General features: G+C 45.8%; 16 protein-coding genes. 14 read left to right on the forward strand and 2 right to left on the reverse strand.

The features are described 5' to 3' along the window. Positions 1 to 24: 24 nt before the first annotated feature. The 11 genes from RH89_RS03910 to RH89_RS03960 all read left to right on the forward strand — a co-directional run bounded on the left by RH89_RS03910 (position 25) and on the right by RH89_RS03960 (position 14,056). Positions 25 to 1,023, forward strand: a complete 999-nt coding sequence (locus tag RH89_RS03910) for a BMP family lipoprotein (RefSeq protein WP_004399215.1) — start codon at positions 25 to 27, stop codon at positions 1,021 to 1,023. 392 nt (positions 1,024 to 1,415) lie between these two features. Continuing rightward, positions 1,416 to 2,960, forward strand: a complete 1,545-nt coding sequence (locus tag RH89_RS03915; protein WP_004399216.1) for an ABC transporter ATP-binding protein — start codon at positions 1,416 to 1,418, stop codon at positions 2,958 to 2,960. Next, positions 2,957 to 4,054 carry an ABC transporter permease gene (locus RH89_RS03920; RefSeq protein ID WP_004399217.1) on the forward strand — a complete coding sequence of 366 codons (1,098 nt, stop codon included), beginning with the start codon at positions 2,957 to 2,959 and terminating at the stop codon, positions 4,052 to 4,054. The genes RH89_RS03915 and RH89_RS03920 overlap by 4 nt, the downstream gene beginning before the upstream one ends. A gap of 11 nt (positions 4,055 to 4,065) precedes the next feature. Next, entirely contained in the window at positions 4,066 to 5,040 is a 975-nt protein-coding gene (locus RH89_RS03925) for an ABC transporter permease (RefSeq protein ID WP_004399218.1), read from the forward strand. 136 nt (positions 5,041 to 5,176) lie between these two features. Beyond that, entirely contained in the window at positions 5,177 to 6,712 is a 1,536-nt protein-coding gene (locus RH89_RS03930) for a DUF1800 domain-containing protein (protein ID WP_004399219.1), read from the forward strand. Then, positions 6,709 to 8,043: a DUF1501 domain-containing protein gene (locus tag RH89_RS03935; protein ID WP_004399220.1), complete on the forward strand. Its 1,335-nt coding sequence runs from the start codon at positions 6,709 to 6,711 to the stop codon at positions 8,041 to 8,043. Before RH89_RS03930 ends, RH89_RS03935 begins: the two co-directional genes overlap by 4 nt. 183 nt (positions 8,044 to 8,226) lie before the next feature. Next, positions 8,227 to 9,531: an inosine/guanosine kinase gene (locus RH89_RS03940; RefSeq protein WP_004399221.1), complete on the forward strand. Its 1,305-nt coding sequence runs from the start codon at positions 8,227 to 8,229 to the stop codon at positions 9,529 to 9,531. 118 nt (positions 9,532 to 9,649) lie between these two features. Continuing rightward, complete coding sequence (locus tag RH89_RS03945; RefSeq protein ID WP_004399222.1) at positions 9,650 to 9,916, forward strand: Rho-binding antiterminator; 267 nt, start codon at positions 9,650 to 9,652, stop codon at positions 9,914 to 9,916. 222 nt (positions 9,917 to 10,138) lie between these two features. Continuing rightward, positions 10,139 to 10,813: a response regulator transcription factor gene (locus RH89_RS03950; protein ID WP_004399224.1), complete on the forward strand. Its 675-nt coding sequence runs from the start codon at positions 10,139 to 10,141 to the stop codon at positions 10,811 to 10,813. Further along, positions 10,797 to 12,071: a sensor histidine kinase gene (locus tag RH89_RS03955; protein ID WP_004399230.1), complete on the forward strand. Its 1,275-nt coding sequence runs from the start codon at positions 10,797 to 10,799 to the stop codon at positions 12,069 to 12,071. The genes RH89_RS03950 and RH89_RS03955 overlap by 17 nt, the downstream gene beginning before the upstream one ends. 341 nt (positions 12,072 to 12,412) lie before the next feature. Beyond that, positions 12,413 to 14,056 (forward strand): methyl-accepting chemotaxis protein, encoded by a 1,644-nt coding sequence (locus tag RH89_RS03960; RefSeq protein ID WP_004399231.1) that lies wholly within the window; start codon positions 12,413 to 12,415, stop codon positions 14,054 to 14,056. A 159-nt stretch (positions 14,057 to 14,215) separates the two neighbouring features. Here RH89_RS03960 and RH89_RS03965 read toward each other — a convergent pair whose 3' ends face one another. Further along, positions 14,216 to 15,193, reverse strand: coding sequence for a chemotaxis protein CheV (locus RH89_RS03965; protein WP_004399232.1), 978 nt, complete (start codon positions 15,191 to 15,193; stop codon positions 14,216 to 14,218). A 282-nt stretch (positions 15,194 to 15,475) separates the two neighbouring features. Continuing rightward, positions 15,476 to 17,476 carry a GGDEF domain-containing phosphodiesterase gene (locus RH89_RS03970; RefSeq protein ID WP_038122887.1) on the reverse strand — a complete coding sequence of 667 codons (2,001 nt, stop codon included), beginning with the start codon at positions 17,474 to 17,476 and terminating at the stop codon, positions 15,476 to 15,478. Positions 17,477 to 18,146: 670 nt separating this feature from the next. Here RH89_RS03970 and RH89_RS03975 point away from each other — a divergent pair. From RH89_RS03975 to RH89_RS03985, 3 genes are all read left to right on the forward strand, one after another. Next, on the forward strand, positions 18,147 to 18,566 hold the full coding sequence (locus tag RH89_RS03975) for a CBS domain-containing protein (protein WP_004399234.1): 420 nt from the start codon (positions 18,147 to 18,149) through the stop codon (positions 18,564 to 18,566). A 107-nt stretch (positions 18,567 to 18,673) separates the two neighbouring features. Beyond that, complete coding sequence (locus RH89_RS03980) at positions 18,674 to 20,179, forward strand: MATE family efflux transporter (RefSeq protein WP_004399235.1); 1,506 nt, start codon at positions 18,674 to 18,676, stop codon at positions 20,177 to 20,179. A gap of 95 nt (positions 20,180 to 20,274) precedes the next feature. Beyond that, positions 20,275 to 21,693, forward strand: coding sequence for an SLC13 family permease (locus RH89_RS03985; protein WP_004399236.1), 1,419 nt, complete (start codon positions 20,275 to 20,277; stop codon positions 21,691 to 21,693). The last annotated feature ends 1 nt before the right edge of the window (position 21,694 follow it).

Consider the following 21,694-nt stretch of genomic DNA (forward strand, 5'->3'; position numbering starts at 1 on the left):
TACCAAATGACATGGAGAAATTGGATGATGACCTTTAAGTCAGTCGCGGTAGGTGTAGCGCTTGGGTTGGCAGCTTTTGCAGCACAAGCAGATGATTTTAAACCATCAGTTATCTTTGATATGGGTGGTAAATTCGATAAATCTTTCAACCAAGCGGCTTACAACGGTGCGGAAGCATTTAAGAAGGACACGGGGATTGAGTACGGTGAGTTTGAAATCACTAACGAAGCTCAACGTGAGCAAGCGATGCTTCGCATGGCTCAGCGTGGCTTTGACCCAATCGTTGCTGTTGGTTTCCAGCAAGCGCCAATCGTTGAAAAAGTAGCGAAGCAGTTCCCAAGAACTAACTTCGTTATCATTGATTCAGTTGTAGATCTTCCTAACGTTCGTAGTGTTGTATTTAAAGAACATGAAGGTTCCTTCCTAGTTGGTGCACTAGCGGCACTGAAGAGTGATTCAAATGCTGTTGGCTTCGTTGGCGGCATGGACATTCCTCTGATTCGTAAATTTGCTTGTGGTTACGAGCAAGGCGCGAAGTACATCGATAAGAGCACTAAAGTTGTTCAGAACATGACAGGTTCCACGCCTGCGGCATGGAACAACCCAACCAAAGGTGCAGAGCTGGCTAAGTCTCAGTTCGACCAGGGTGTTGACGTTGTTTACGCAGCAGCCGGTGGTACTGGTGTCGGTGTATACCAGGCAGCAGTTGATGAAAAGAAATACGCAATCGGTGTTGATTCAAACCAGAACTACCTGCACCCAGGCGTAATGCTGACTTCTATGGTTAAGCGTGTAGACGTAGCGGTGAAAGATGCATTCATGGATGCGAAAGCAGGTACTTTCACTTCTGGTGTTCAGTCTCTAGGTCTCAAAGAAGAAGGTGTTGCTTGGGCACTTGATGAGCACAACGCAACCCTTATCACGCCAGATATGGCAAACAAGATCGAGAAAATTCGTGATGACATTATCGCGGGTAAAGTAGTAGTTCACGACTACTTCTCAAACAGCGCTTGTACATACTAATTACGTAAGTAGTAATGCCGGACATGGCTAAACTGTGTCCGGTTTTTTATTTTCAGACCCAATAGATTGGGCATAAAAGCTGAGATCTATCGAATTGATTAGGACGACAGATCTTAGAAGCAAGCAATAACCTGCATTACCCAAAATCAGGTTCATTGACTATATTTCAGCAGTAGTCTGACAGATACCGATGACTAAGCTAATTCGCGTTAAATGGCTGCATTCAAAATAAGAGATTTTCGTCAAGCCGTTTCAATGAATTGCGTATTAGCCCGGTAAATCCACGAATTTGTCATTGCTGGGGTTTATACAACCGTAGATAACAGAATCTGGCTTATCGAGTCACGAGCCAACGTTAGTTTCCGATTCATTCAGTCACTCAGGGAGAGAGAATGAGCAGTCCTGCCATTGAGTTAAAACTCGTTAATAAGCGCTTTGGCGCGGTTTGGGCAAACAAAGATATTAATTTTGCTGTCCAGCCGGGCACCATTCACGGCATCGTGGGGGAAAATGGTGCAGGCAAGTCGACTCTAATGTCGATCTTGTATGGCTTTTACGAAGCAGATTCCGGTTCCATTCATGTGGATGGAAAGCAAGTTGCCATCAAAAATTCTCAAGATGCTATCGATTTGGGTATCGGTATGGTCCACCAGCACTTTATGTTAGTGGAAACCTTTACCGTGCTTGAAAACATTATGCTTGGGGCGGAAAGTCACAGCCTGATTTCTCACAGTACAAAAGATGCTGAAAGAGCATTGCATGAAATTGAAACCAAGTATGGTCTGGATGTAGACAACCATGCTTTGGTGTCTGATTTACCTGTAGGTTTACAGCAGCGTGTAGAGATTCTGAAAGCCCTGTATCGAGGGGCAAGAATCTTGATCTTGGATGAACCCACAGGGGTACTGACTCCGCAAGAAACGGAGCAGTTATTCGACATCCTGAAAACCCTGAAAGAGCAGGGCGTGACCATTATTCTTATCACCCATAAGCTGAAAGAAATCATGTCGGTAACCGACAGTGTTTCTGTAATGCGAGCAGGTGAAATGGTCGCGCATCGTCAAACATCGGAAACCAACCCTCAAGAGTTGGCAGAGCTGATGGTTGGTCGAAAAGTGCTTCTTAACGTCGACAAATCAGAAGCAGCGCCGCAGGAAACACGTATTGAAGTGAACAATGTCAGTTACTTCGATGATCGAGGCGTCAAACGACTCAAAAATCTGAACTTTGAAGTGAAAGCCGGTGAAATACTGGGCGTTGCTGGGGTATCTGGTAATGGTCAGTCCGAGTTGTTGCACGTTCTGGCTGGTACGTTAGTACCGCAGGAAGGTGAAACTAAGGTGACTACTTCTCAAGGTTCTAAAACCTTCAGTGCGTCGACATCCCGTGATGCCGCTCTGATGCGTGAACTGAGCATTGGTCATATCCCTGAAGACCGAATTAAACAAGGCTTAGTGAAAACGATGCCTGCTTCAGAAAACGCGATTTTGGGCTTCCATCATAACGACGAGTATGGAGCGAAGCTTCTTGATTTGTCTGCCATCGATGGCGCTACACGCGACATGATGGAACAGTATGATGTCAGACCCGTTGATCCGAATCTTAAAAGCGCTAACTTCTCGGGTGGTAACCAGCAGAAGCTGATCATTGCTCGTGAAATGCTGAAACATCCAGACGTCATTCTGGTTGGTCAGCCTACCCGTGGGGTAGACATCGGGGCGATTGAGTTTATCCATAAAAACATCATTGCAGCTCGAGACAACGGCGCTGCGGTACTTCTCGTTTCGACTGAACTGGACGAAATTATGTCTCTGTCTGATCGCATTATCGTGATGGTAGACGGCGAGATTTCCGGTGAAGTAAAAGCAAGTGAAACGGATGAGAAAGGACTTGGTCTGCTGATGGCCAATGCCAGTGCAGAAGGAGAAGTACAATGAACAAAACCGTACCCGCATGGGTAAATGTGGCTTTAGTCCCGTTTCTCCAACTTGTTTTGGCGTTAGTGGTATCAAGCCTTGTGGTTTTATTGGTTGGTGAAAGCCCGGTAGCGGCTTTCTCGGTAATGATTCAGGGGGCAACCAACCTTGAATACGGTGGTTTGAGCAATACCTTGTATTACTCAACGAACTTTATCTTCACTGGCTTGGCGGTTGCAGTAGCATTTCATGCCGGGCTATTCAACATCGGTGGTGAAGGTCAGGCGTATATCGCTGGTTTGGGTATCGGTATTTTGATGCTGCTACTTGACGGCATCTTGTCGGTTTGGTTAATGGCGCCACTGGCTATTATTGTTGCTGCTGCATTCGGTGCACTATGGGGCGCTGTTCCAGGTTATCTGCAGGCTAAACGCGGTTCTCACATTGTTGTAACTACGATCATGTTCAACTTTATTGCGTTCTCTGTCATGGGTTACGCCTTGGTGGAACACATCGCCAAATACGGTGGTAACTCAACGGACTCCCGCTACTTCAACCCAGAAGCCGTATTCCCTAAACTGCACGAATGGGGAGCCGCTCACGGGTTTGAACTGCCATTCTCTCTTCTTAACCCGTCTTTACTTATTGCTCTGGTAATGGCTTGGCTGGTTTGGTTGCTGCTTTTCCGTTCTCGTCTGGGTTATGCCATTCGAGTAGTGGGGCAGAATGCCTCGGCAGCGGAATACGCTGGCATTAATGCCAAGAAGATCATCATTATTGCCATGACCATTTCTGGCGCGCTGGCAGGCATGATGGCAGTGAATGAAGTGTTTGGTGCGCACAACCGTCTGATTCTGAACTTCACTGGTGGATTTGGCTTTATTGGTATTGCCGTTGCCCTAATGGGGCGTAACCATCCGGTAGGAATCATTATCGCTGCAATTCTGTTTGGCGCCCTGTATCAGGGGGGAACAGAGCTCCAGTTTGAAATGCCGAGCCTCAACCCAGAGCTGATCATGGTTATTCAGGGTTTGGTGATCTTCTTCACTGGTGCGATGGACAGGTTAATTCGCGAACCTGTTGAAAAACTCTTCACTCGTCAAGCGAAAGCATAGGAGGTGCGACGATGGAAATATTTAACTGGCTATTGTCCACTTTCGATTCAACCATTCGTTTGGCTATTCCGCTTATTTTTGCTGCGATGGCAGGGATATTCTCGGAACGTTCTGGTATTGCCGACATCGGTCTTGAAGGCAAAATGCTGTTTTCTGCCTTTGTTGCAGCGGCAACCGCCTATGCCGTTGGTTCTCCTTGGTTAGGCTTGCTAGCAGGTATTGCTGCATCCGTTTTGCTGTCTTTGGTGCATGGCTACGCTTCAATCGTTCAGAAAGGGGACCAGATCATTTCAGGGCTGGCGATTAACTTCTTTGCCTCCGGTATGACGATTACGCTTGGGCATGCGTGGTTCTCACGCGGTGGTCAGACGCCGACTTTGTTAAATGAGCAGCGTTTCTTACCCATCGACCTGCCTGGTGCAGAGTGGTTAGGTGAAAACATCCCTGTTCTTGGACCTATTTACTCAGAGCTGATTTCTGGTCACAACATTCTGGTTTACCTTGCGTTTGTTGCTGTGTTTGCGACTTGGTGGGTGTTATTCAGAACTCGATTTGGGCTTCGTGTCCGTGCGGTAGGTGAAGAGCCTAACGCGGTAGATACAGCAGGTATCTCTGTGTACTCTCTGCGTTTTCGTGCAGTTATGGTAACCGGTGTGCTATGTGGACTTGCTGGTGCGTACCTTTCTACTGCCCAGAATGCAGGGTTTGGTAAAGAGATGACCGCTGGTCAGGGCTATATCGCGCTGGCAGCCGTTATCTTCGGTAAATGGCATCCGAAAGCGGCATTCTTTGCCTGTCTGCTGTTTGGATTCCTGTCTGCCCTTGAAACACGTATGCAAGGTGTCGAAGTACCGTTAGTTGGTGTTCTTCCAACTCAGGTGTTCTCTGCTCTGCCATACGTACTTACCGTGGTTCTTCTTGCTGGCTTTATTGGCAAGGCTATCGCACCTAAAGCGATTGCTAAGCCATACACTAAAGAACGTTAATCACAGTAAATCAACCCTTTCAAAAACCAGTAGGTTCGCGCTTGCTGGTTTTTTTACATGTAAATCTTAGTAAAAGTACTCGGCTCTTCGGTTATTTGTCCTATAACTAATTCAAGGGAAATGACCGAGGCGAAGTATGAGGACAATACGAAATCTGCCCCTGCTACTTGTTGTTTTGGCGAGTGCATTCATCCATTCGGCACAAGCCAGTGATGACGACAAAACCCATTTTCAGGTTTTGCTTTCAGCAACATTTGGTCCAACTCAGAGTGATTTCAATGAACTGAAAAAACTGGGACAGTCAGAATGGATTGATCTGCAGATCAGTCAGACTCCCACCTATCATTACCCACGGTTTTCTAACTCGACAGCTTTTGAAAAACAGGCGAGGCGTGAGTACGTATGGTGGCAGGTTGTCACCGAATCGCCTGATCAATTGCGTCAACGTAGCGCATTCGCTCTCAGTCAGATTTTTGTTGTCTCTCGGTTTGGGGGATTAGGGCGTTATCCAGATTCACTCGCAAGCTATTACGATGTCTTGGTAAAACACGCTTTCGGCAATTTCCGGGATTTACTGCAAGAGGTGACATTACACCCCGCAATGGGTAAATATCTTTCCATGATGGGAAGCAAAAAAGCCAACCCTGAAAAAGGGCGCTTTCCGGATGAAAACTACGCCAGAGAAGTGATGCAGCTTTTTACGCTCGGTTTATATCAGCTTAACCCTGATGGCAGCGTGAAAAGAAATGCCGGAGAGCCGATCCCAGCTTATAGCCAGAATGATGTTGAAGAGCTGGCGAGAATTCTGACAGGCTGGACCCGCAGTGAAAAATCGCTAGTTAAGCCAATGAAAAACAATGGCAATCATCATGATTACGAGACTAAGCGGTTTATGGGGTATGCGTTTAAAGCCTGGCAAACCCCAAAACAAGATCTCGAACAGGCACTGGACATTCTCTTTCATCACCCAAATCTGCCGCCCCACATATCCCGTTTATTGATTCAAAGACTGACGTCTTCAAACCCTTCACCACAGTACATTGAGCGCGTAGCCAACGTATTTGTTAACAATGGCATGGGCATTCGAGGAGATTTGTCTGCGGTGTTTAAAGCCATTCTTATGGACCCGGAAGCCTATAGCGAACAGTCCATCAAAGTTAAAGAGCCTTTACTTGCCATGACTCAGTTATACCGGGCATTTCCACCCCAGAACAAACAGGAAGTGGATGTTCGACGGGTATACCGTGTGACGCAACAGGGACCGCTTCGTTCGCCTTCGGTATTCAATTTCTATTCTCCCGATTATCAGCCAACAGGGGATTTGGCACAACATAACCTTGTCGCGCCGGAATTGGCTCTGATGAACTGGAACAGTTACACCGAGATGGTCAACATCATGTTGTCTTACCTTGTGCAATCCAACAAAAATGCACCTACCGCAAACATGCAAGGCTGGCTGGATCTGACCAGCCAGCCGAAGTCACTGGCTTCAGCGCTCGATTTCGTGTTACTTGGCGGAACCATGTCTAAGGAAATGAAAAATATTCTGGTCATTCATTCTGCCAAGTACGGGAATGTGAAAGGCACACGTAAGCAAAAGCGTCTGCTTCAGGAATTGCTTTATCTGACTCTCACCAGTGATGAATATTTTGTTCAGGGAGGTTTGAAATGAAGCTTAACCGCCGCCAGTTTTTACGCTCTGCATCCGTTTTATCTTTCCCTGCGCTATTGAATTCTCCTTTGGTAATGGGGGCGCATGGAGACGACAACAAAGACTTTAAAGCATTGGTTTGCATCTACCTTGCTGGCGGAAACGATGGTTTTAACACTGTTATCCCAACCGACGAGAAACACTATCTACAATACCAGAAGGCGCGTTCCGATCTTGCTTTAGAACGCAATGAAATTTTGCCGATTGATTTAAAGGTGAAAGATCGAGAAGGAGAAGCCGTCAGTTTAGGGTTACACCCAGCCATGCCTGAACTTCAAAAGCTTTTCCAGAAGGGCAAAGGTAACGTGGTACTTAACTCTGGGATTCTACGAGAGCCTCTGAGCAAGCAAAGCATCAACAATGGTCAGTCACTGCCCCCGCAGCTGTTTTCTCATAATTCACAGGCGGGGGAATGGATGAAAGGTGCTGTCGGGCTAAGTAATGCCTATGGCTGGGCAGGTCGTATGCTGGATGTTCTTGAATTGGGCGGGAAGATAGAACCTTCTTTCAGCTTGGGCAGAGAAACGTACTGGCTTCGGGCACAGCAAGTTCAGCAGAACGTCATCAAGATCGGCAAGATTACCAAGCTGAGAATGCTAGATAAAAACAGGCGTACCCGACAAAGCTTTATTGCCATGAATGACAAGTCACCAGAAAGCCCTTTTCATCAGTACCTTTCAGATGTAAAAGGGCAGGCTCTGGAAAAAAGCGAGTATCTATCTGAGCAGCTTGCCCCAATTGCCGATTCAGAATCGCTGCTCAGTATAGGAACATTGGGTCCCCAACTTAACTCAGCTCTGAAGTTGATAAGGCTCGCCCCCAATTTTAGCCACTCAAGGCAGACAATATTTGTTCGTCTGAACGGTTTCGATACTCATGATGACCAGCTAGAAAGGCATCCAGCATTGCTCAAAGAATTGAGTCAGGGTATTGCGCAGTTTTATGCTGAGTTAGAAAAACTGGGACTCGATTCGAAGGTGACGACATTTACTATGTCTGATTTCGGTCGAAGAATTGCGGCAAATGGAAAAGGTTCTGATCACGGGTGGGGAAGTCATCAACTGATAGTGGGTGGCAGTGTACAAACAGAGAATGCTATTGGTGTGTATCCAGACATCTCCCTAAAAGGTGCAGATGATCTTGGGGTTGGACGTATCATACCAACTTTATCGAACGATCAGGTAGGAGCAACTCTGGCTAAGTGGATGGGCGTCACTGGAACTGGGCTGGATTATGTCTTTCCTAATCTCAAAAATTTTGCTCAACATGAACTACAATTCTTTAAATCCTGATGCGCAAATTGTGCGTCTGTAACCGTCAAAGCCACTAAATCAAACGATGTAAACGAAGTACAAACAGGGGTTTATGCTATATATCCACAAGCAAACGTTTGCCTTTTTGGGGCTTATTGCCGCGTATATACAGGCGAGCTACAATCGCGCTCCCGACTTGTCCCTTAAAAAGTTTTATTTACTATGAAGTTTCCCGGTCAAAGAAAATCCAAACATTATTTCCCTGTGCACGCGCGTGATCCACTCGTTACTCAAGCACAGGAAAGCAAGAAAATGGCTCGTACTCACATCGTTGGTATCGACCAGACTCTGGTGGATATTGAAGCGAAAGTGAGCGATGAATTCATTGAGAAATTTGCACTGAGTAAGGGACACTCACTGGTTATCGATGATGAAACGGCTGAAAACCTCTATAACGAACTGAAAGATCAGGGGCTGGTCACCAATGAATTTGCTGGTGGCACTATCGGTAACACTCTGCACAACTATTCGGTTTTAGCTGACGATAAATCAATCCTGCTTGGAGTGATGAGTCAGGACATCAAAATTGGCAGCTACGGCTACCGCTATCTTTGCAATACTTCAAGCCGAATGGACCTAAACTACCTGCAGGGTGTAGACGGCGCTATCGGTCGCTGTTTTGCACTTATTAGTGAAGATGGCGAACGTACTTTCGCAATCAGTGAAGGTCACATGAACCAACTGAAACCGGAAAGCATACCCGAGAACATTTTCCAGAAAGCTTCTGCGCTAGTTCTTACCGCTTATCTGGTTCGTTGTAAACCGGGTGATCCAATGCCGGAAGCGACAATGCAGGCTATCCAGTATGCGAAGAAATACGATGTGCCAGTCGTTCTAACCCTGGGCACTAAATATGTGATTCAGGATGATCCTACTTTCTGGCAGGAATTTTTGGCTGAGCACGTCAGCGTTGTTGCCATGAATGAAGATGAAGCTGAAGCACTGACGGGGGAAAGTGACCCGCTTTTAGCTTCGGACAAGACTCTGGAATGGGTGGATCTGGTTCTGTGTACTGCAGGTCCCGTTGGGCTTTACATGGCAGGGTTTGCTGAAGATACTGCAAAGCGTGAAACCTCATTGCCACTTCTTCCTGGTGCAATTGCGGAGTTTAACCGTTACGAATTCAGCCGCCCGGTACGCAAAGCGAATACTGATAACCCAGTCAAAGTTTATTCTCACATCGCTCCTTACATGGGTGGTCCAGAGAAAATTAAGAACACCAATGGTGCCGGAGACGCGGCGTTGTCTGCGTTGCTTCATGATATGGCAGCAAATCGTTACCACAAGGAGAACGTGCCCAATTCAAGCAAGCACCAGTACCCTTATCTGACGTATTCATCGTTCTCACAAGTGTGCAAATATTCCAATCGCGCCAGTTACGAAGTACTGGTTCAGCATTCACCTCGTCTTTCACGAGGTTTACCAGAGCGTGAAGACAGCTTAGAAGAAGCATACTGGGAAAGGTAAATTGCCTTTTATACCCATACGATAGCCGCCTGAAAAGGCGGCTTTTTTGTGCGCTTAAGCCCGATTTATTTTCTCCCTAGCGGTTGAATCTATGCCATGATTAATAGGACGTTGTTAAATGGAAGAACTTATGATCAGCTGTGACAAGTACGACTTTATTGAACTGGCTTGTGTGTTCAAATTCAAAGTGACTTTAGAAATGTTAAATGGAGAAACAGAAGAAGGCGTTGCTACAAGCACAAAAATAGGTGCCGACCGCATTGAGTATCTGGTTTTAAGTCATCTGGACAAAGATGAATCTTTTGTTCCGATGGATCAAATCCGAACCATGACGGCTAAAACACCCAATCCACACTTCACGACAATTCACATTAACAATAATTAATCCAATCTTCATCGCAGTTGGCTAACCTTTCTTGATTTTTTTATTTTAATAAATTCAAACGGTTAAATTATGTTTTTGGATGGGAAATATACTAAACCTTAATGTATTACTAACTTCACCTTTTCACATATCTAATTCACCCCGCATTTTTGTTCTTCTACAAAGTTTTATCGTTACCCCTTTGATAGTATTCGCTTTGTTGAGTATTTGAAGGGTAACTGTATGAAAATTCTGGTGATAGAGGACGATGCCACCACAAGAGAATTTGTTTCTAAAGGGCTGAAAGAGCATGGCTACATCGTTGATGAAGCCGCTGACGGTCAGGATGGTTTGATGATGGCAGTAAGCTGCGACTATCAGATGATCATTTTAGACAGAATGTTACCGGGTCTGGATGGAATGAAAGTACTTGCCGCGTTAAGAGCCGCTGAAGTACAGGTTCCTGTGCTGATTCTAAGCGCCATGGATAGCGTGGAAGATCGGGTAAGTGGCTTACAGGCGGGGAGTGACGATTACCTCACCAAGCCTTTTGCCCTTGCCGAGTTAATCGCAAGAACAGACATCATAGTCCGCCGCCATAAACCAACAACTCAGATTGTCAGTAGTCTGGAGTACGCAGGCTTAAAACTGGATTTGAAAGCACACAAGGTCAGCTACGAAGGGACCGAACTCCACTTACAGCCCAAAGAGTTTCAGCTTTTGCAGTACTTCCTTGAGCACGAAGAGCAGGTGATCTCCAGAATGCGCTTGTTTGAGGCGATATGGAACTATCATTTTGATCCCCGCACCAATGTGATTGATGTTCACATTGCCAACTTAAGGAAAAAGCTCGATGAGGTAGGGGGAACTAACCTGCTGCATACGGTTCGTGGGGCCGGTTATGTCCTTCGCTGTTAATCACGACCTTACCCGTTCTTCTGTATTCAAAATACTTTTGTTGTTGGTGTTGGCGATAGGGATTTTGTACTCCCTGTTTGTCCATCAGGTTTTTCTTCATTCAGAACGCTTTCACCGTGATCAGCTTAACCAGCAACTTCAGGATGAACTCCAGGAGTTTGGCGATGCTAATCTACGTGGCGGCAACGAGATAGAGCGACTCGTTACCCGAAAGCGAGAATCCGACAGCCCCTTCACCTATAACATCATTCGAGTATCCATTCCCCAGTCCTATCCGGTAATGCGCAATAGCGTCGGAGATAATCAGCTTATTCTTTTTGATGGACGAACTCTGGAAATCGGAATCAAACCTGAGTTGCTGAAATCCTACCGCTCCAAAGTTGTACCCATGATCCTGTCCGGTGTTCTTATTCCTGTCACCTTCATGTTTATCGGCGTGGCAGGGTTTGCCATTGTCGTATTGCGTAAGCTCCATCGGGTCAATCACGCCATGAATCGCTTCCTGTGTGGTGAAAAAAAGGTGAAATTGCCTGTATCAGCCAATGATGATGAATTCGATATTTTGGCAATACATCTCAATTTTATGATTGAGCAGATGGAAAAGAATGAAGAGACTCTCAAATCTCTCTCAATTGGTATGGCACACGATATGCGAACGCCGATGGCTCGCTTAAAATTGAGACTTGAGGAGCTAACCCTTTCAGAAAATTTGGATGAAAGTCACGCCCAAGAGCTTATGTCGTGTCAGGATGAACTGGATCTTATCCTTTCTCTTTTCAATAGCATGCTTGAAATTGCACGGCTAAATAGCGGGCAGGTGGCAATAAAAAAAGAGGTAGTCAATCTGGGGCAGGTTACTCGAGATGTGGTGGATTTTTTAATGCCATTGGCAGAGCAAAAAAACCAAACTCTGACCTTAAGAGAAGACGAACCTTGCCAAATACAAGGTGACCGCTCACTGATGTTCCGGGCATTGTTTAACCTGGTTGAAAATGCGGTGAAGTACACACCCGAATCAGGCTGTATCGAAGTGGTGACAGATCAGTGCGGTGTCGTGGTCAGTGACAACGGCATCGGCATTTCAGACACCGATAAAAACAAAGTGTGTCAACCGCTGTTCAGGGCAGACAAAAGCCGGAGTGAGACGGGTAACGGAATTGGGTTAGCGTTAGTTGAAGCTGTGGTGAAACAGCATCAGGCTAAGTTGATTTTCAAAGATAATCAGCCGGGTCTTCGTGCACGAATATTTTTCAGTTAACGGCAATTCTCCTCATAAAAAATATTGTTTAATTCAGAAATAAATGGTATTTAGTGCACCCATACGGAAAGAAGCGAAGCCTATTATAAGCTACTGTTATATATAGCCTTATTTTAATGCTGCGCAAACGATTAGCTGCTTGCTGGCGGTGAAAATTTAGGGGAAAGGCTATACGAGTCAAAAGTAACTCAAGGGAATTTTTAGCCCGCATGTTGCTTTGATTCAGATAACGAAAACACTCAGTTCTATGAATTAAAATTTTGTTATCTCCGCTCACAGCGATGCCTGTGCGGGTATGTAATATCAATGTTTTAGAGTAATTGCTCTATTGTAGGTAAAGTATGAATTGGTTATCTAACCTCTCTCTGAGAATGAAAATGGCACTTCCGGTTGGAGTGATGATCGTTTTGTTCTCTTCAATCACTATTTATAACGTCGTTCTTTTTGGTGCCCAAAACCAAGCGAACCAAAAGCTCAACCATACGATTCAACCTGTTCTTGAGAAAATTGAGGATGCGTATCGCGATTTGTATCAGGTAATTTCGGCCGCGCAAGGGCTGATGCTGGCAAACGGTGATCAGGAAGAAATCAAAAAGCAGAAGTTTGAATTTGAAGACAACGCTTACAAAGCGCTCCCTCGTTTAAAGAGCCTTTACGAGCTACTTGAAGCCGATGTACTGCCAGCAAGTTCCAAACCAACCGTTGATAAGCTTATAAGAGCCACAGAAAGCTGGATTGGCAAATACGAAACCATGTTTGCAGACCCAGACCGCGCAAAAGCTCTGTTTGACCAGAACCAAAACGCGATGATGAATGACTTTTCCGTCATGCGTAAAGCACTGAAATCTGTACGCTCAGATATTGAGAAAGTACAGGGAGACTTGCGTACACAGGCGAGTGATGCGGCACGTACCTCTGAGCTGGCTCTGGAGCTGGGTAGTGGTCTTGCAGTATTACTGGGTGCTACCCTGACTTGGTTACTGTCCGGCTGGATTATTGGTCCGATTCGTCGCCTGAACGAAAACATGGCAGAAATCGCATCTGGTCAGGGCGATTTAACCAAACGTGTCGATATTGAATCCACTGATGAAGTGGGCGAACTGGGACGAAACTTCAATACCTTTGTGTCTTCACTGCAAAAGACCATTGGTGAAGTTGTGGATGCTACTCATCAGGTTCGCAACGAGATGAATCAGTTTAATCAGCTGACCGAAAATGTGGTCTCTGGCGTTACATCTCAGCAGCAAGAAAGTGAAATGGTAGCGGCTGCTATCAATGAAATGCGAGCCACCAGTGAGAGTGTCAGTCAGAATGCTCAGGAAGCGGCATCTGCCAGTGAATCTGGCAACGATGAAGTTCAACAAGCCGCGAACGTGCTTCGCGCGACAGTCACCTCAATTCAGGGGCTGGCGAATGAGCTTGAACATGCAGGTTCCGTCATTCATACACTGGATTCTGACGTCTCAAACATTGCTTCGATTCTGGATGTTATTCGTGGTATCGCAGAGCAAACCAACTTACTCGCTCTTAATGCGGCGATTGAAGCGGCACGAGCAGGGGAACAAGGTCGTGGCTTTGCGGTGGTGGCAGATGAAGTGCGTGCCTTGGCAAGTAAGACTCAGGACAGCACCGGTGAAATTCAGATCATGATTGAGAAGCTTCAGGCTGGTGCGAAAGAAGCGGTGACCGCAATGGAGTCCAGCCAGCAAGGTGGTGAACGCACCATTGAGCAGGCAAATACGGCGTCTGACTCTCTGAATGAAATCAGTCGTTCGATAGGCATCATTAATGAAATGAATTCTCAGATTGCGACCGCTGCGTTTGAGCAGACCACAGTAAGTGAAGATGTGAACAGCAACATTCAGCGCATTGCAGACAACAGCCAGCAAATGGTTCATGTTGTTGAAGAAGCCAATGAGTCTTCGCAAAATCTGGCGATTCAGTGTGAGCGTCTGGACAACTTAGTGGGTCGTTTCCGCGTGTAGTGACACGACTTAGAAGGTCAGACAATACCGCTAACTCAATAAAACCCCGAACTCGTTTCGGGGTTTTGTTTATTTAAGCCAAACTCGGGATGAAACGTTACTTATCATGTGATCAAAAAAGGTCGCTATAGAGCGACCTTTCTAATACCTAGAATTTCACTACACGAAAATGTACTGGTCCATCATTGTAATCATACGACCGATTTCCGGTTTAGTGATGGTGTCATTGGCACCCAAGTCCAGTGCTTTCTGGCGGTTATCGTCACTCATCAGAGACGAGAACATAACAATTGGCATCTGCGCGAAGGTTTCACTGTCACGTAAACGCTTCAGCAAGTGCATGCCATCCATTCTAGGCATTTCTACGTCTGTTACCACAGCATCAACAAACTCAGAGATAGGTAGGTTTTCTGATTTCGACAGACCTTCAAATTCGGTGAGTTTCTCTAGAGCTTCACCGCCATCTTTACAGGTGATGATGTTGTAACCTGCAGAGCGTAGCGTGTTCTCAATCAGGCTACGAATAAAGGCTGAGTCGTCCACAACCATTACGGTTCTTGCCTGACGTTTTGTAACCATACGTTGGTTAAGGTCAACGCTCTTATCGATGGTAACGTCGTATTTCTCCATGCTGAGCTCTGGGTTGATATCAGCAATGATTTTCTCGAAATCCAGGATCATGATCAGGTTGCCATCTTGGCGAACTACCGCAACCACACAGTCGTTTTCACCTGCTTCCAAGAACTGGCTAGGCGATTCTACATCTTCCCAGGAAATACGATGGATACGGCTGATGCTGTCTATCAGGAAGCCATTAGTCATGCGGTTGAAATCGGTAACGATAACGAACTTTCTGTCGATGTCTTGTTTGGTAGGAACACCCAACCAGCCTGCTAAATCAACAAGGGGAGTCAGCTTTTCGCGAGAGGAAAATACACCCACCATATGTGGCTGTGCATTTGGGTAATCTGTCGTTTCAGGAACCTGAATTACTTCACGTACTTTCGCAACGTTAATACCGTAATAGCAGGTTTTAGTTGTACCGTCCGGGAGTAGTTTCTGCAGATGAAATTCTATAATTTCCAGCTCATTTGTACCGCTTTCGGTTAAAACCGTACTGTTAAGGTTGTTACTCATAGATACCACATTTCAAGTTAGTACTGTCAGGCAGTTAATTGATATTTATTTTAGTATATACCCAAGGAACCTCAAGGTGCAGTGTCACAACGAAATTCTTGAGTCTAAAGCTGGGCTTATTTAGCGTTGTAATGACAGTATAGTCAATGTTCGCTGAAGACAAGCGCAACATGATGCAAAGGCTAAATCATATCCCTGGCACTCGTAATTTATCGGCAAAAACAGTGCGGACTTTATACCCAGCGATAATAAATATTTTTGCCTGATAGTAAAGGTGCAAACTTAGTTCAACGTTCGCTTTAACTCAGCGTGTTTGCGCTGAGAAATGTAGTCCATTAACTGGTTAATAGGCAGCCCACGAGAGTAGCGGAATCCCTGTCCAATAGTCACGCCAAGACGTTTCAATGTCAGCTCTTCTTCTGGTGTTTCAATGCCTTCGGCTATTGCCTGCATTCCTAATGTCTGACAAAGGAAGTTGATCACTTTGATTATCTGTACCGATTCTTCCCGTGAATCCAAATCCATCACGAACTTACGGTCGATTTTTATTTCATCAAAGCCGTAGCTAAGCAGGTATTCCAGCGAAGAAAATCCGGTTCCGAAATCATCCAGTGAGAAACGAACGCCACTTGCTCTCAATTGCAGTAGGTTGTCGTTCACTTCCTTTTGTTGCTGCACCTTAGCAAGCTCGGTCAGCTCCAACACCAGCTTATTTAGCGGGAAGTTATAGCGCGTAGCTAAGTTTAAAACCTGCTGGCAAAAACGCTCTTTGCTGAGAGACAAAGGCGATATGTTAATAGAGAGCGTAAAGCTATTCGGGCAAGAATGGATGTGATGCTGCCAGTCTTTGAATACCTTCTCTATGATAGCCAGCGTTAAATCATGCATGGTGCCGGTTTTCTCAGCCCGAGTGATGACTTCCCACGGCGAAGACTGGTCGTTTTCATCGAGTCGCAGCAGGGATTCCACTCCGAAAATATCAAACGTCGCCAGGTGCATTTGTGGCTGATAGTGCATATGGAATTTGTGAGTGGCAATCAGCTCTTCGATAAAGGAATCCAGATAGATCTTATGTTTTAACGCACTCTCATATTGCTCATGGTAATCACAGTAATCCAGTTTGAGCTCTGTGGCTTCCAGCAGGGCTATTTCTGCACAGTGAATAAGAAGTTCAGCTTCCGAGGCGTTGGTTGGGTGACGGGCGATGCCTAGGTTGATATTGAGATCGTGCGCACTCATGCTCTCTTTGATATTGCGATAAATGGTCTCGCTGTCTGACGGTTCTGATGCTGGCAAAAAGAGAAAAAAATCATCACCACCTAAGCGGCACACGGAAGCATTGGATGGATTGCATTGAACCAAGGCCTGGCTGGTTTTCTTTAAAATATCGTCGCCATGGTGCTGACCGTATTTCAGATTGATTGACGAGAAATCGAGAATATTGACCCTGACTAGCGTTCCGTGCACGTCTGGCTGTTCAAGTGTCTGGCTCATGTTTTCTAAGAAAGCTTGTCGATTGAGATTTCCCGTTAGCGGGTCTTTTTGCGCCAATGTCGCAAGCAGTTCATTGTTCTTGTTGATGGCCTCGATGTACCTTGCTGCGTGCAAAGATGACAGGTTGTAAGCGTCAACCAGATCAGAAATTTCATCTCGTTCTTTTTGCGGGTAATCCTCAATTTTGGTCAGATGTTCGTATTCGTTATGTTCACGCTGCAAATTGAACTGAGAGGAGAGGTGCGTTAAGCGGTGTGCCACGGTTTTGTGAAATGAACGCCTTACGATGATCAGTATGCACAGTGCAATAAACAAAATAGAGGCGAGAAAAATCGATATAGAGAGTGCGAAAAAACTGAGCAGGTACTCTGGGTTTACATAGGCTTCTATATGACCCACCACCATCTCTTCGCCGTAATTATTGATGTAGGTGAGGGGGAAACGGTGCTCCCATTCGTTCCAAATCAGATCCTTTCGCGAAACATCCAGCTCTCGGGTTTGCGCCAGCATTTCGCCTTCTGACCAAATAGAGAAATGCTCGAAAAGGCTGTCATTGTCAAAAGTAGCGGTAATGGCGGAGAGCTGTTCGAAATCGAAATTATAGATGGCAGACGCCGTAGAACGCTCGACGGAGTGAATTCGGGAAGACGCATTTTTCTTCATCTCGCTAAGAGAAAGGTAATAGCTGGCAACAGAAAGCAGCAACAACGCCATCAGTGTCAACCATAAAAGTGGTTGCCTGACCTGAGTCGCGACCTTGCTGGCAATTGAGACGAATTCTTTTCGCATAGACCCCATGTCCGTGAGATATTTCCTTACATAACTTCAGGTTATTGTGCGTTGACCCTAGTTACATATATTTTTCAATATCCTAGCCTGTTATACGACTAAAACTAACCGAAAAGTAACAATTGAAGTTCTTTTTTGATGTAAGAGTCAATAGTGATACATCGGATGTCGTTTTTCTATTTATTTTGTGAAAACATAGAGTTGGCGCATCTGCGTGCATATTGCTATCCATTTGGCGGCTTCCATGTTTTTAGCTTTATAATTGTCCTTTAAATCATTATTTCGGCGATTCAGTTCTATTCGTGAGTTTTAAGTGAAAAATTGGAATAAAGCTCAAGTTCTCTCCAATCGTTTATCGCCTATAAAAGCCCTCCTAAAAAGTGTAATAGAATTTAATAAGTTAACTCGGTTTTTTTTAAGTAAATGTTTAATAAGAGGGTTCAGCTCTGGGTTGCAGAAGGTATTAATAGTGAGATAGGGCTCACCTATTAATAAAATTGTTCAATTCGATTTAGTAAAAACAAGAAATTAGGCAACACTTACTTTATACCCACACAAATATGCGTTGATTTCTGCTTAATGAAGTCTGGGGTATACGAATCGGATTAAAACTAAGAGCAACATTGTTCGTTTGGTTGGCTGCGCCAAAAGGGCAATTTAAGGAGCAAAGATGGAATCATTAAAAGTAAAAGATTACATGGTGCACCATGCAGTTACCTTCACTAAAGATATGTCTCTGACTGCTGCGCTGGATAAGGTTATGAGCTCTAAGCACATGGGTGGTCCGGTTTTAGACGAACGAAAGCAGGTGATAGGATTTTTATCGGAGCAGGATTTGCTCGATAAACTGGTCAAAGTCAGCTACTACTGCCAAGACACGCACATTGTCGCCGACTGCATGAGCACAGATGTGTTAACCGTTTCTCCTGAAATGTCCGTTATTGAGCTGGCAGACATGATGAAAGTGGGTAAGCCGAAAGTGTATCCAGTCGTGAACTCAGACGGGAAATTATTGGGGATTGTGACCCGGACTGAAGTGCTCAGGGCGATTGGGATTAACCTTAAGGACTGTTTTCAGCACCCGGTTTAAGCATTCGCGAGTTTGTGACAATTTGGTTTCTGATGAATTTATTAAGGCGCACATAGCGCCTTTTTTGTTACTGTCTATAAACAAAAAATAAAAACAAAGGTTCTCATATGGCAACAGAAGAAGCCAAATTTGTCACTGGTTCGACTATGAAGCACATCCTGACAATGTCAGGCGCAGGCTCAGTCGGCTTGCTGGCGCTGTTTGCGGTCGACTTATTGGACATGTTATTCATCAGTATGTTGGGGCAAGTCGAACTGGCGGCGGCCGTTGGATTTGCCGGAACACTACTGTTCTTTTCCACTTCGGTATCTATTGGCTCCTCCATCGCAATGGGTGCGCTGGTCTCAAAAGCCCTGGGAGCCAAACAGCACGACAAAGCGATTCGTCTTGCCAGTAACACCTTGGTCATCTCATTCGTTATCACTTTGTGTGTAACCCTGTTTATGTATGCATACCTTGATGAACTTTTGAGTGCGGTAGGTGCGAAAGGGATGGCACTGGAACGCGCAAGAGCCTACCTGGAAATCATACTGCCCAGCAGCCCGTTTCTGGCATTAGCCATGGCAAGTGGTGCTGGATTGAGAGCATCGGGAGATGCCAAGCGTAGTATGTGGGCGACGTTGTCTGGTGGTATTGTGAATGCCATTCTGGACCCGATTTTCATTTTTGGTTTTGGCTGGAATGTTGAAGGCGCGGCCGCGGCGTCTGTGGTAGCTAGATTCACTGTTCTATACGTTTCATTTATGCCGCTTCTCAAAGTCCACAAGCTGGTAAAAGTACCGGTACCAAGAGAAGTGCTGGAAGATTTACGTACCATTCTGACCATCGCCTTCCCGGCGGTAATTACCAACACCGCAACCCCAATTGGTAACGCTATTGTCACGGCAAATATTGCGCAATTTGGCGAAGATTTCGTTGCGGGTTTTGCTGTAATTGGGCGGGTTATTCCCGTTGCGTTTGCCGTGATCTTTGCGCTTTCCGGTGCGGTTGGTCCTATCATCGGTCAGAACTACGGTGCCGAGAGAATTGATCGGGTAAAAGATACGCTCAAAAACTCGCTTATCTTTGTCACTATTTACTGTCTGGCGGTTTCTGTGTTGTTGTATCTCGTTCAGGGATACATCATTTCCGGGTTCAGTTTGACGGGCGATGCGCAAATCATGGTTGCGGCATTCTGTACCTTTGTATCCTTAAGCTTTGTGTTTAATGGCGCACTTTTTGTCGCGAACACTTCATTCAATAATCTGGGCAAGCCAGTCTATTCAACCGCATTGAATTTAGGTAAAGCCACTATCGGTACTCTGCCATTTGTCTATCTGGGAGCAGAATGGTTTGGTGCATTAGGTGTGCTGTACGGACAGGCGGTGGGGGCAGTAGTATTCGGTATTATTGGTATCGGTGTTCTGCAGCGCCATGTGCATTCCATGATGGAAACCGAGCAGTCTGAACCCGAGATCGTGCCAGATGAGATCGATCCCGCGACGACAACCGTGAATATGGCACCGTTTTGCAACTGTGATCCGGTAATGATGGAAGAAGTCACAGCCCAAAAGCACGTGTGTGAAATGGCCAGGGCACGAGCTCAGGGGGATCGTCCACTCTCAGAGTCTTAGTCTGTTTGCATATTCATTGATCTGACGCCATAAACCGTCTTCCTTATATCGCACATAATGTGTGCGTTCGCAGTATAAGGAAGCACGGTTGTCATATGCGCCAATATAGCAAGTTTCTCATCCCCATCATTGTCCCTTTGATCGTACTCATCATGCCACTCTCGGCTTTTCCTTTTGAGGGAATGACCATACTGCAACAGCGGGTGGTTGCTATCTTTTTGCTCGCCGCTTTGTGCTGGGTATTGGAGCCGATTCCCATCTATGCCACATCTGTAGTGATTATTGTGTTGGAGTTACTTCTGCTGTCAGATAAGGGTCTGATCTTCTTCCGGCTTGATGCCGGGCAGCCGCATTTCGGTGAGCTTCTAAAATACAGTGACATCATGGCAACCTTTGCCAGCCCCATCATCATGTTGTTTCTGGGCGGTTTTTTTCTGGCGATGGCCGCCACCAAATACCGGCTTGATGTCAACCTGGCCAGAGTGCTTCTTAAACCGTTTGGGTCAAATCCAAAAAATGTGATGCTGGGTTTAATGCTGATTACCGGCGTTTTCTCCATGTTTATGTCCAATACTGCGACTACAGCAATGATGCTCTCGATACTCGCGCCAGTGATTGCCGTGTTTGGTTTGAACGATCCGGGAAGAATTGCTTTCGCATTATCTATACCGGTTGCCGCCAACATAGGTGGAATCGGCACTCCTATTGGAACGCCACCAAACGCCATCGCACTAAAATACCTTTCGGGTGAGAACATGATTTCTTTTGGCGAATGGATGACCTTTGGTGTGCCTTTTGTGATTGTTATGATGGCGCTTGCCTGGGTTCTGATCGGAAGGCTTTATCCCGCTAACGAACAGCACATCAATCTCAAAATCAAAGGCAAGTTCCTTAAAACACCCAAAGCCATCACTGTTTACATTGTCTTCGCACTCACCATTTTGCTTTGGCTGATGGGCTCTGCCCACGGAATGAATTCTTATACCGTGGCGTTAATTCCGGTGGCGGTATTTTCGTTAACCGGAATCATAAACAAGGAAGATCTCAAAAAGATTTCCTGGGACGTATTGTGGTTAGTATCGGGGGGTATTGCCCTTGGCTTGGCGCTGGATAAAACCGGGTTGGCAAGTCTGGTGGTGCACAGCATACCTTTCGATTCATTCTCTCCTTATATTGTGTTGCTTGGTGCCGCCTTCTTGTGCCTGCTGATGGCCAATTTCATGTCCCATACCGCTACAGCCAACTTACTTATGCCGATCATGGCTGCGTTGGGGACGTCTATGGCAACGCTGGCACCTCTGGGTGGAGAAGTTACGCTGATTCTGGTTGTGACATTCGCGGCTTCTTTAGGGATGTCGCTTCCTATTAGTACTCCTCCTAATGCGCTTGCCCACGCCACCGGAAACGTGGCCACGAACCAGATGGCAAAAGTCGGGGTTATTCTCGGTTTGGTTGGGGTAGTTCTAAGCTTTGTGTTGGTTTGGGTTCTTAACCTGTCTGGTTTTATAGGGTAGC

This window comes from Vibrio nigripulchritudo ATCC 27043 (genome assembly GCF_000222685.1).
Lineage (GTDB): Bacteria > Pseudomonadota > Gammaproteobacteria > Enterobacterales > Vibrionaceae > Vibrio > Vibrio nigripulchritudo.

What these genes read in the sequence shown, in the direction of transcription:
- RH89_RS03925 (WP_004399218.1), top strand. Translation starts at nt 4,066, where the DNA reads ATGGAAATATTTAACTGGCTATTGTCCACTTTCGATTCAACCATTCGT.
- RH89_RS03975 (WP_004399234.1), top strand. Translation starts at nt 18,147, where the DNA reads ATGGAATCATTAAAAGTAAAAGATTACATGGTGCACCATGCAGTTACC.
- RH89_RS03945 (WP_004399222.1), top strand. Translation starts at nt 9,650, where the DNA reads ATGGAAGAACTTATGATCAGCTGTGACAAGTACGACTTTATTGAACTG.
- RH89_RS03940 (WP_004399221.1), top strand. Translation starts at nt 8,227, where the DNA reads ATGAAGTTTCCCGGTCAAAGAAAATCCAAACATTATTTCCCTGTGCAC.
- RH89_RS03920 (WP_004399217.1), top strand. Translation starts at nt 2,957, where the DNA reads ATGAACAAAACCGTACCCGCATGGGTAAATGTGGCTTTAGTCCCGTTT.
- RH89_RS03910 (WP_004399215.1), top strand. Translation starts at nt 25, where the DNA reads ATGATGACCTTTAAGTCAGTCGCGGTAGGTGTAGCGCTTGGGTTGGCA.
- RH89_RS03965 (WP_004399232.1), bottom strand. Translation starts at nt 15,193, where the DNA reads ATGAGTAACAACCTTAACAGTACGGTTTTAACCGAAAGCGGTACAAAT.
- RH89_RS03935 (WP_004399220.1), top strand. Translation starts at nt 6,709, where the DNA reads ATGAAGCTTAACCGCCGCCAGTTTTTACGCTCTGCATCCGTTTTATCT.
- RH89_RS03915 (WP_004399216.1), top strand. Translation starts at nt 1,416, where the DNA reads ATGAGCAGTCCTGCCATTGAGTTAAAACTCGTTAATAAGCGCTTTGGC.
- RH89_RS03955 (WP_004399230.1), top strand. Translation starts at nt 10,797, where the DNA reads ATGTCCTTCGCTGTTAATCACGACCTTACCCGTTCTTCTGTATTCAAA.
- RH89_RS03985 (WP_004399236.1), top strand. Translation starts at nt 20,275, where the DNA reads ATGCGCCAATATAGCAAGTTTCTCATCCCCATCATTGTCCCTTTGATC.
- RH89_RS03980 (WP_004399235.1), top strand. Translation starts at nt 18,674, where the DNA reads ATGGCAACAGAAGAAGCCAAATTTGTCACTGGTTCGACTATGAAGCAC.
- RH89_RS03960 (WP_004399231.1), top strand. Translation starts at nt 12,413, where the DNA reads ATGAATTGGTTATCTAACCTCTCTCTGAGAATGAAAATGGCACTTCCG.
- RH89_RS03930 (WP_004399219.1), top strand. Translation starts at nt 5,177, where the DNA reads ATGAGGACAATACGAAATCTGCCCCTGCTACTTGTTGTTTTGGCGAGT.
- RH89_RS03950 (WP_004399224.1), top strand. Translation starts at nt 10,139, where the DNA reads ATGAAAATTCTGGTGATAGAGGACGATGCCACCACAAGAGAATTTGTT.
- RH89_RS03970 (WP_038122887.1), bottom strand. Translation starts at nt 17,476, where the DNA reads ATGCGAAAAGAATTCGTCTCAATTGCCAGCAAGGTCGCGACTCAGGTC.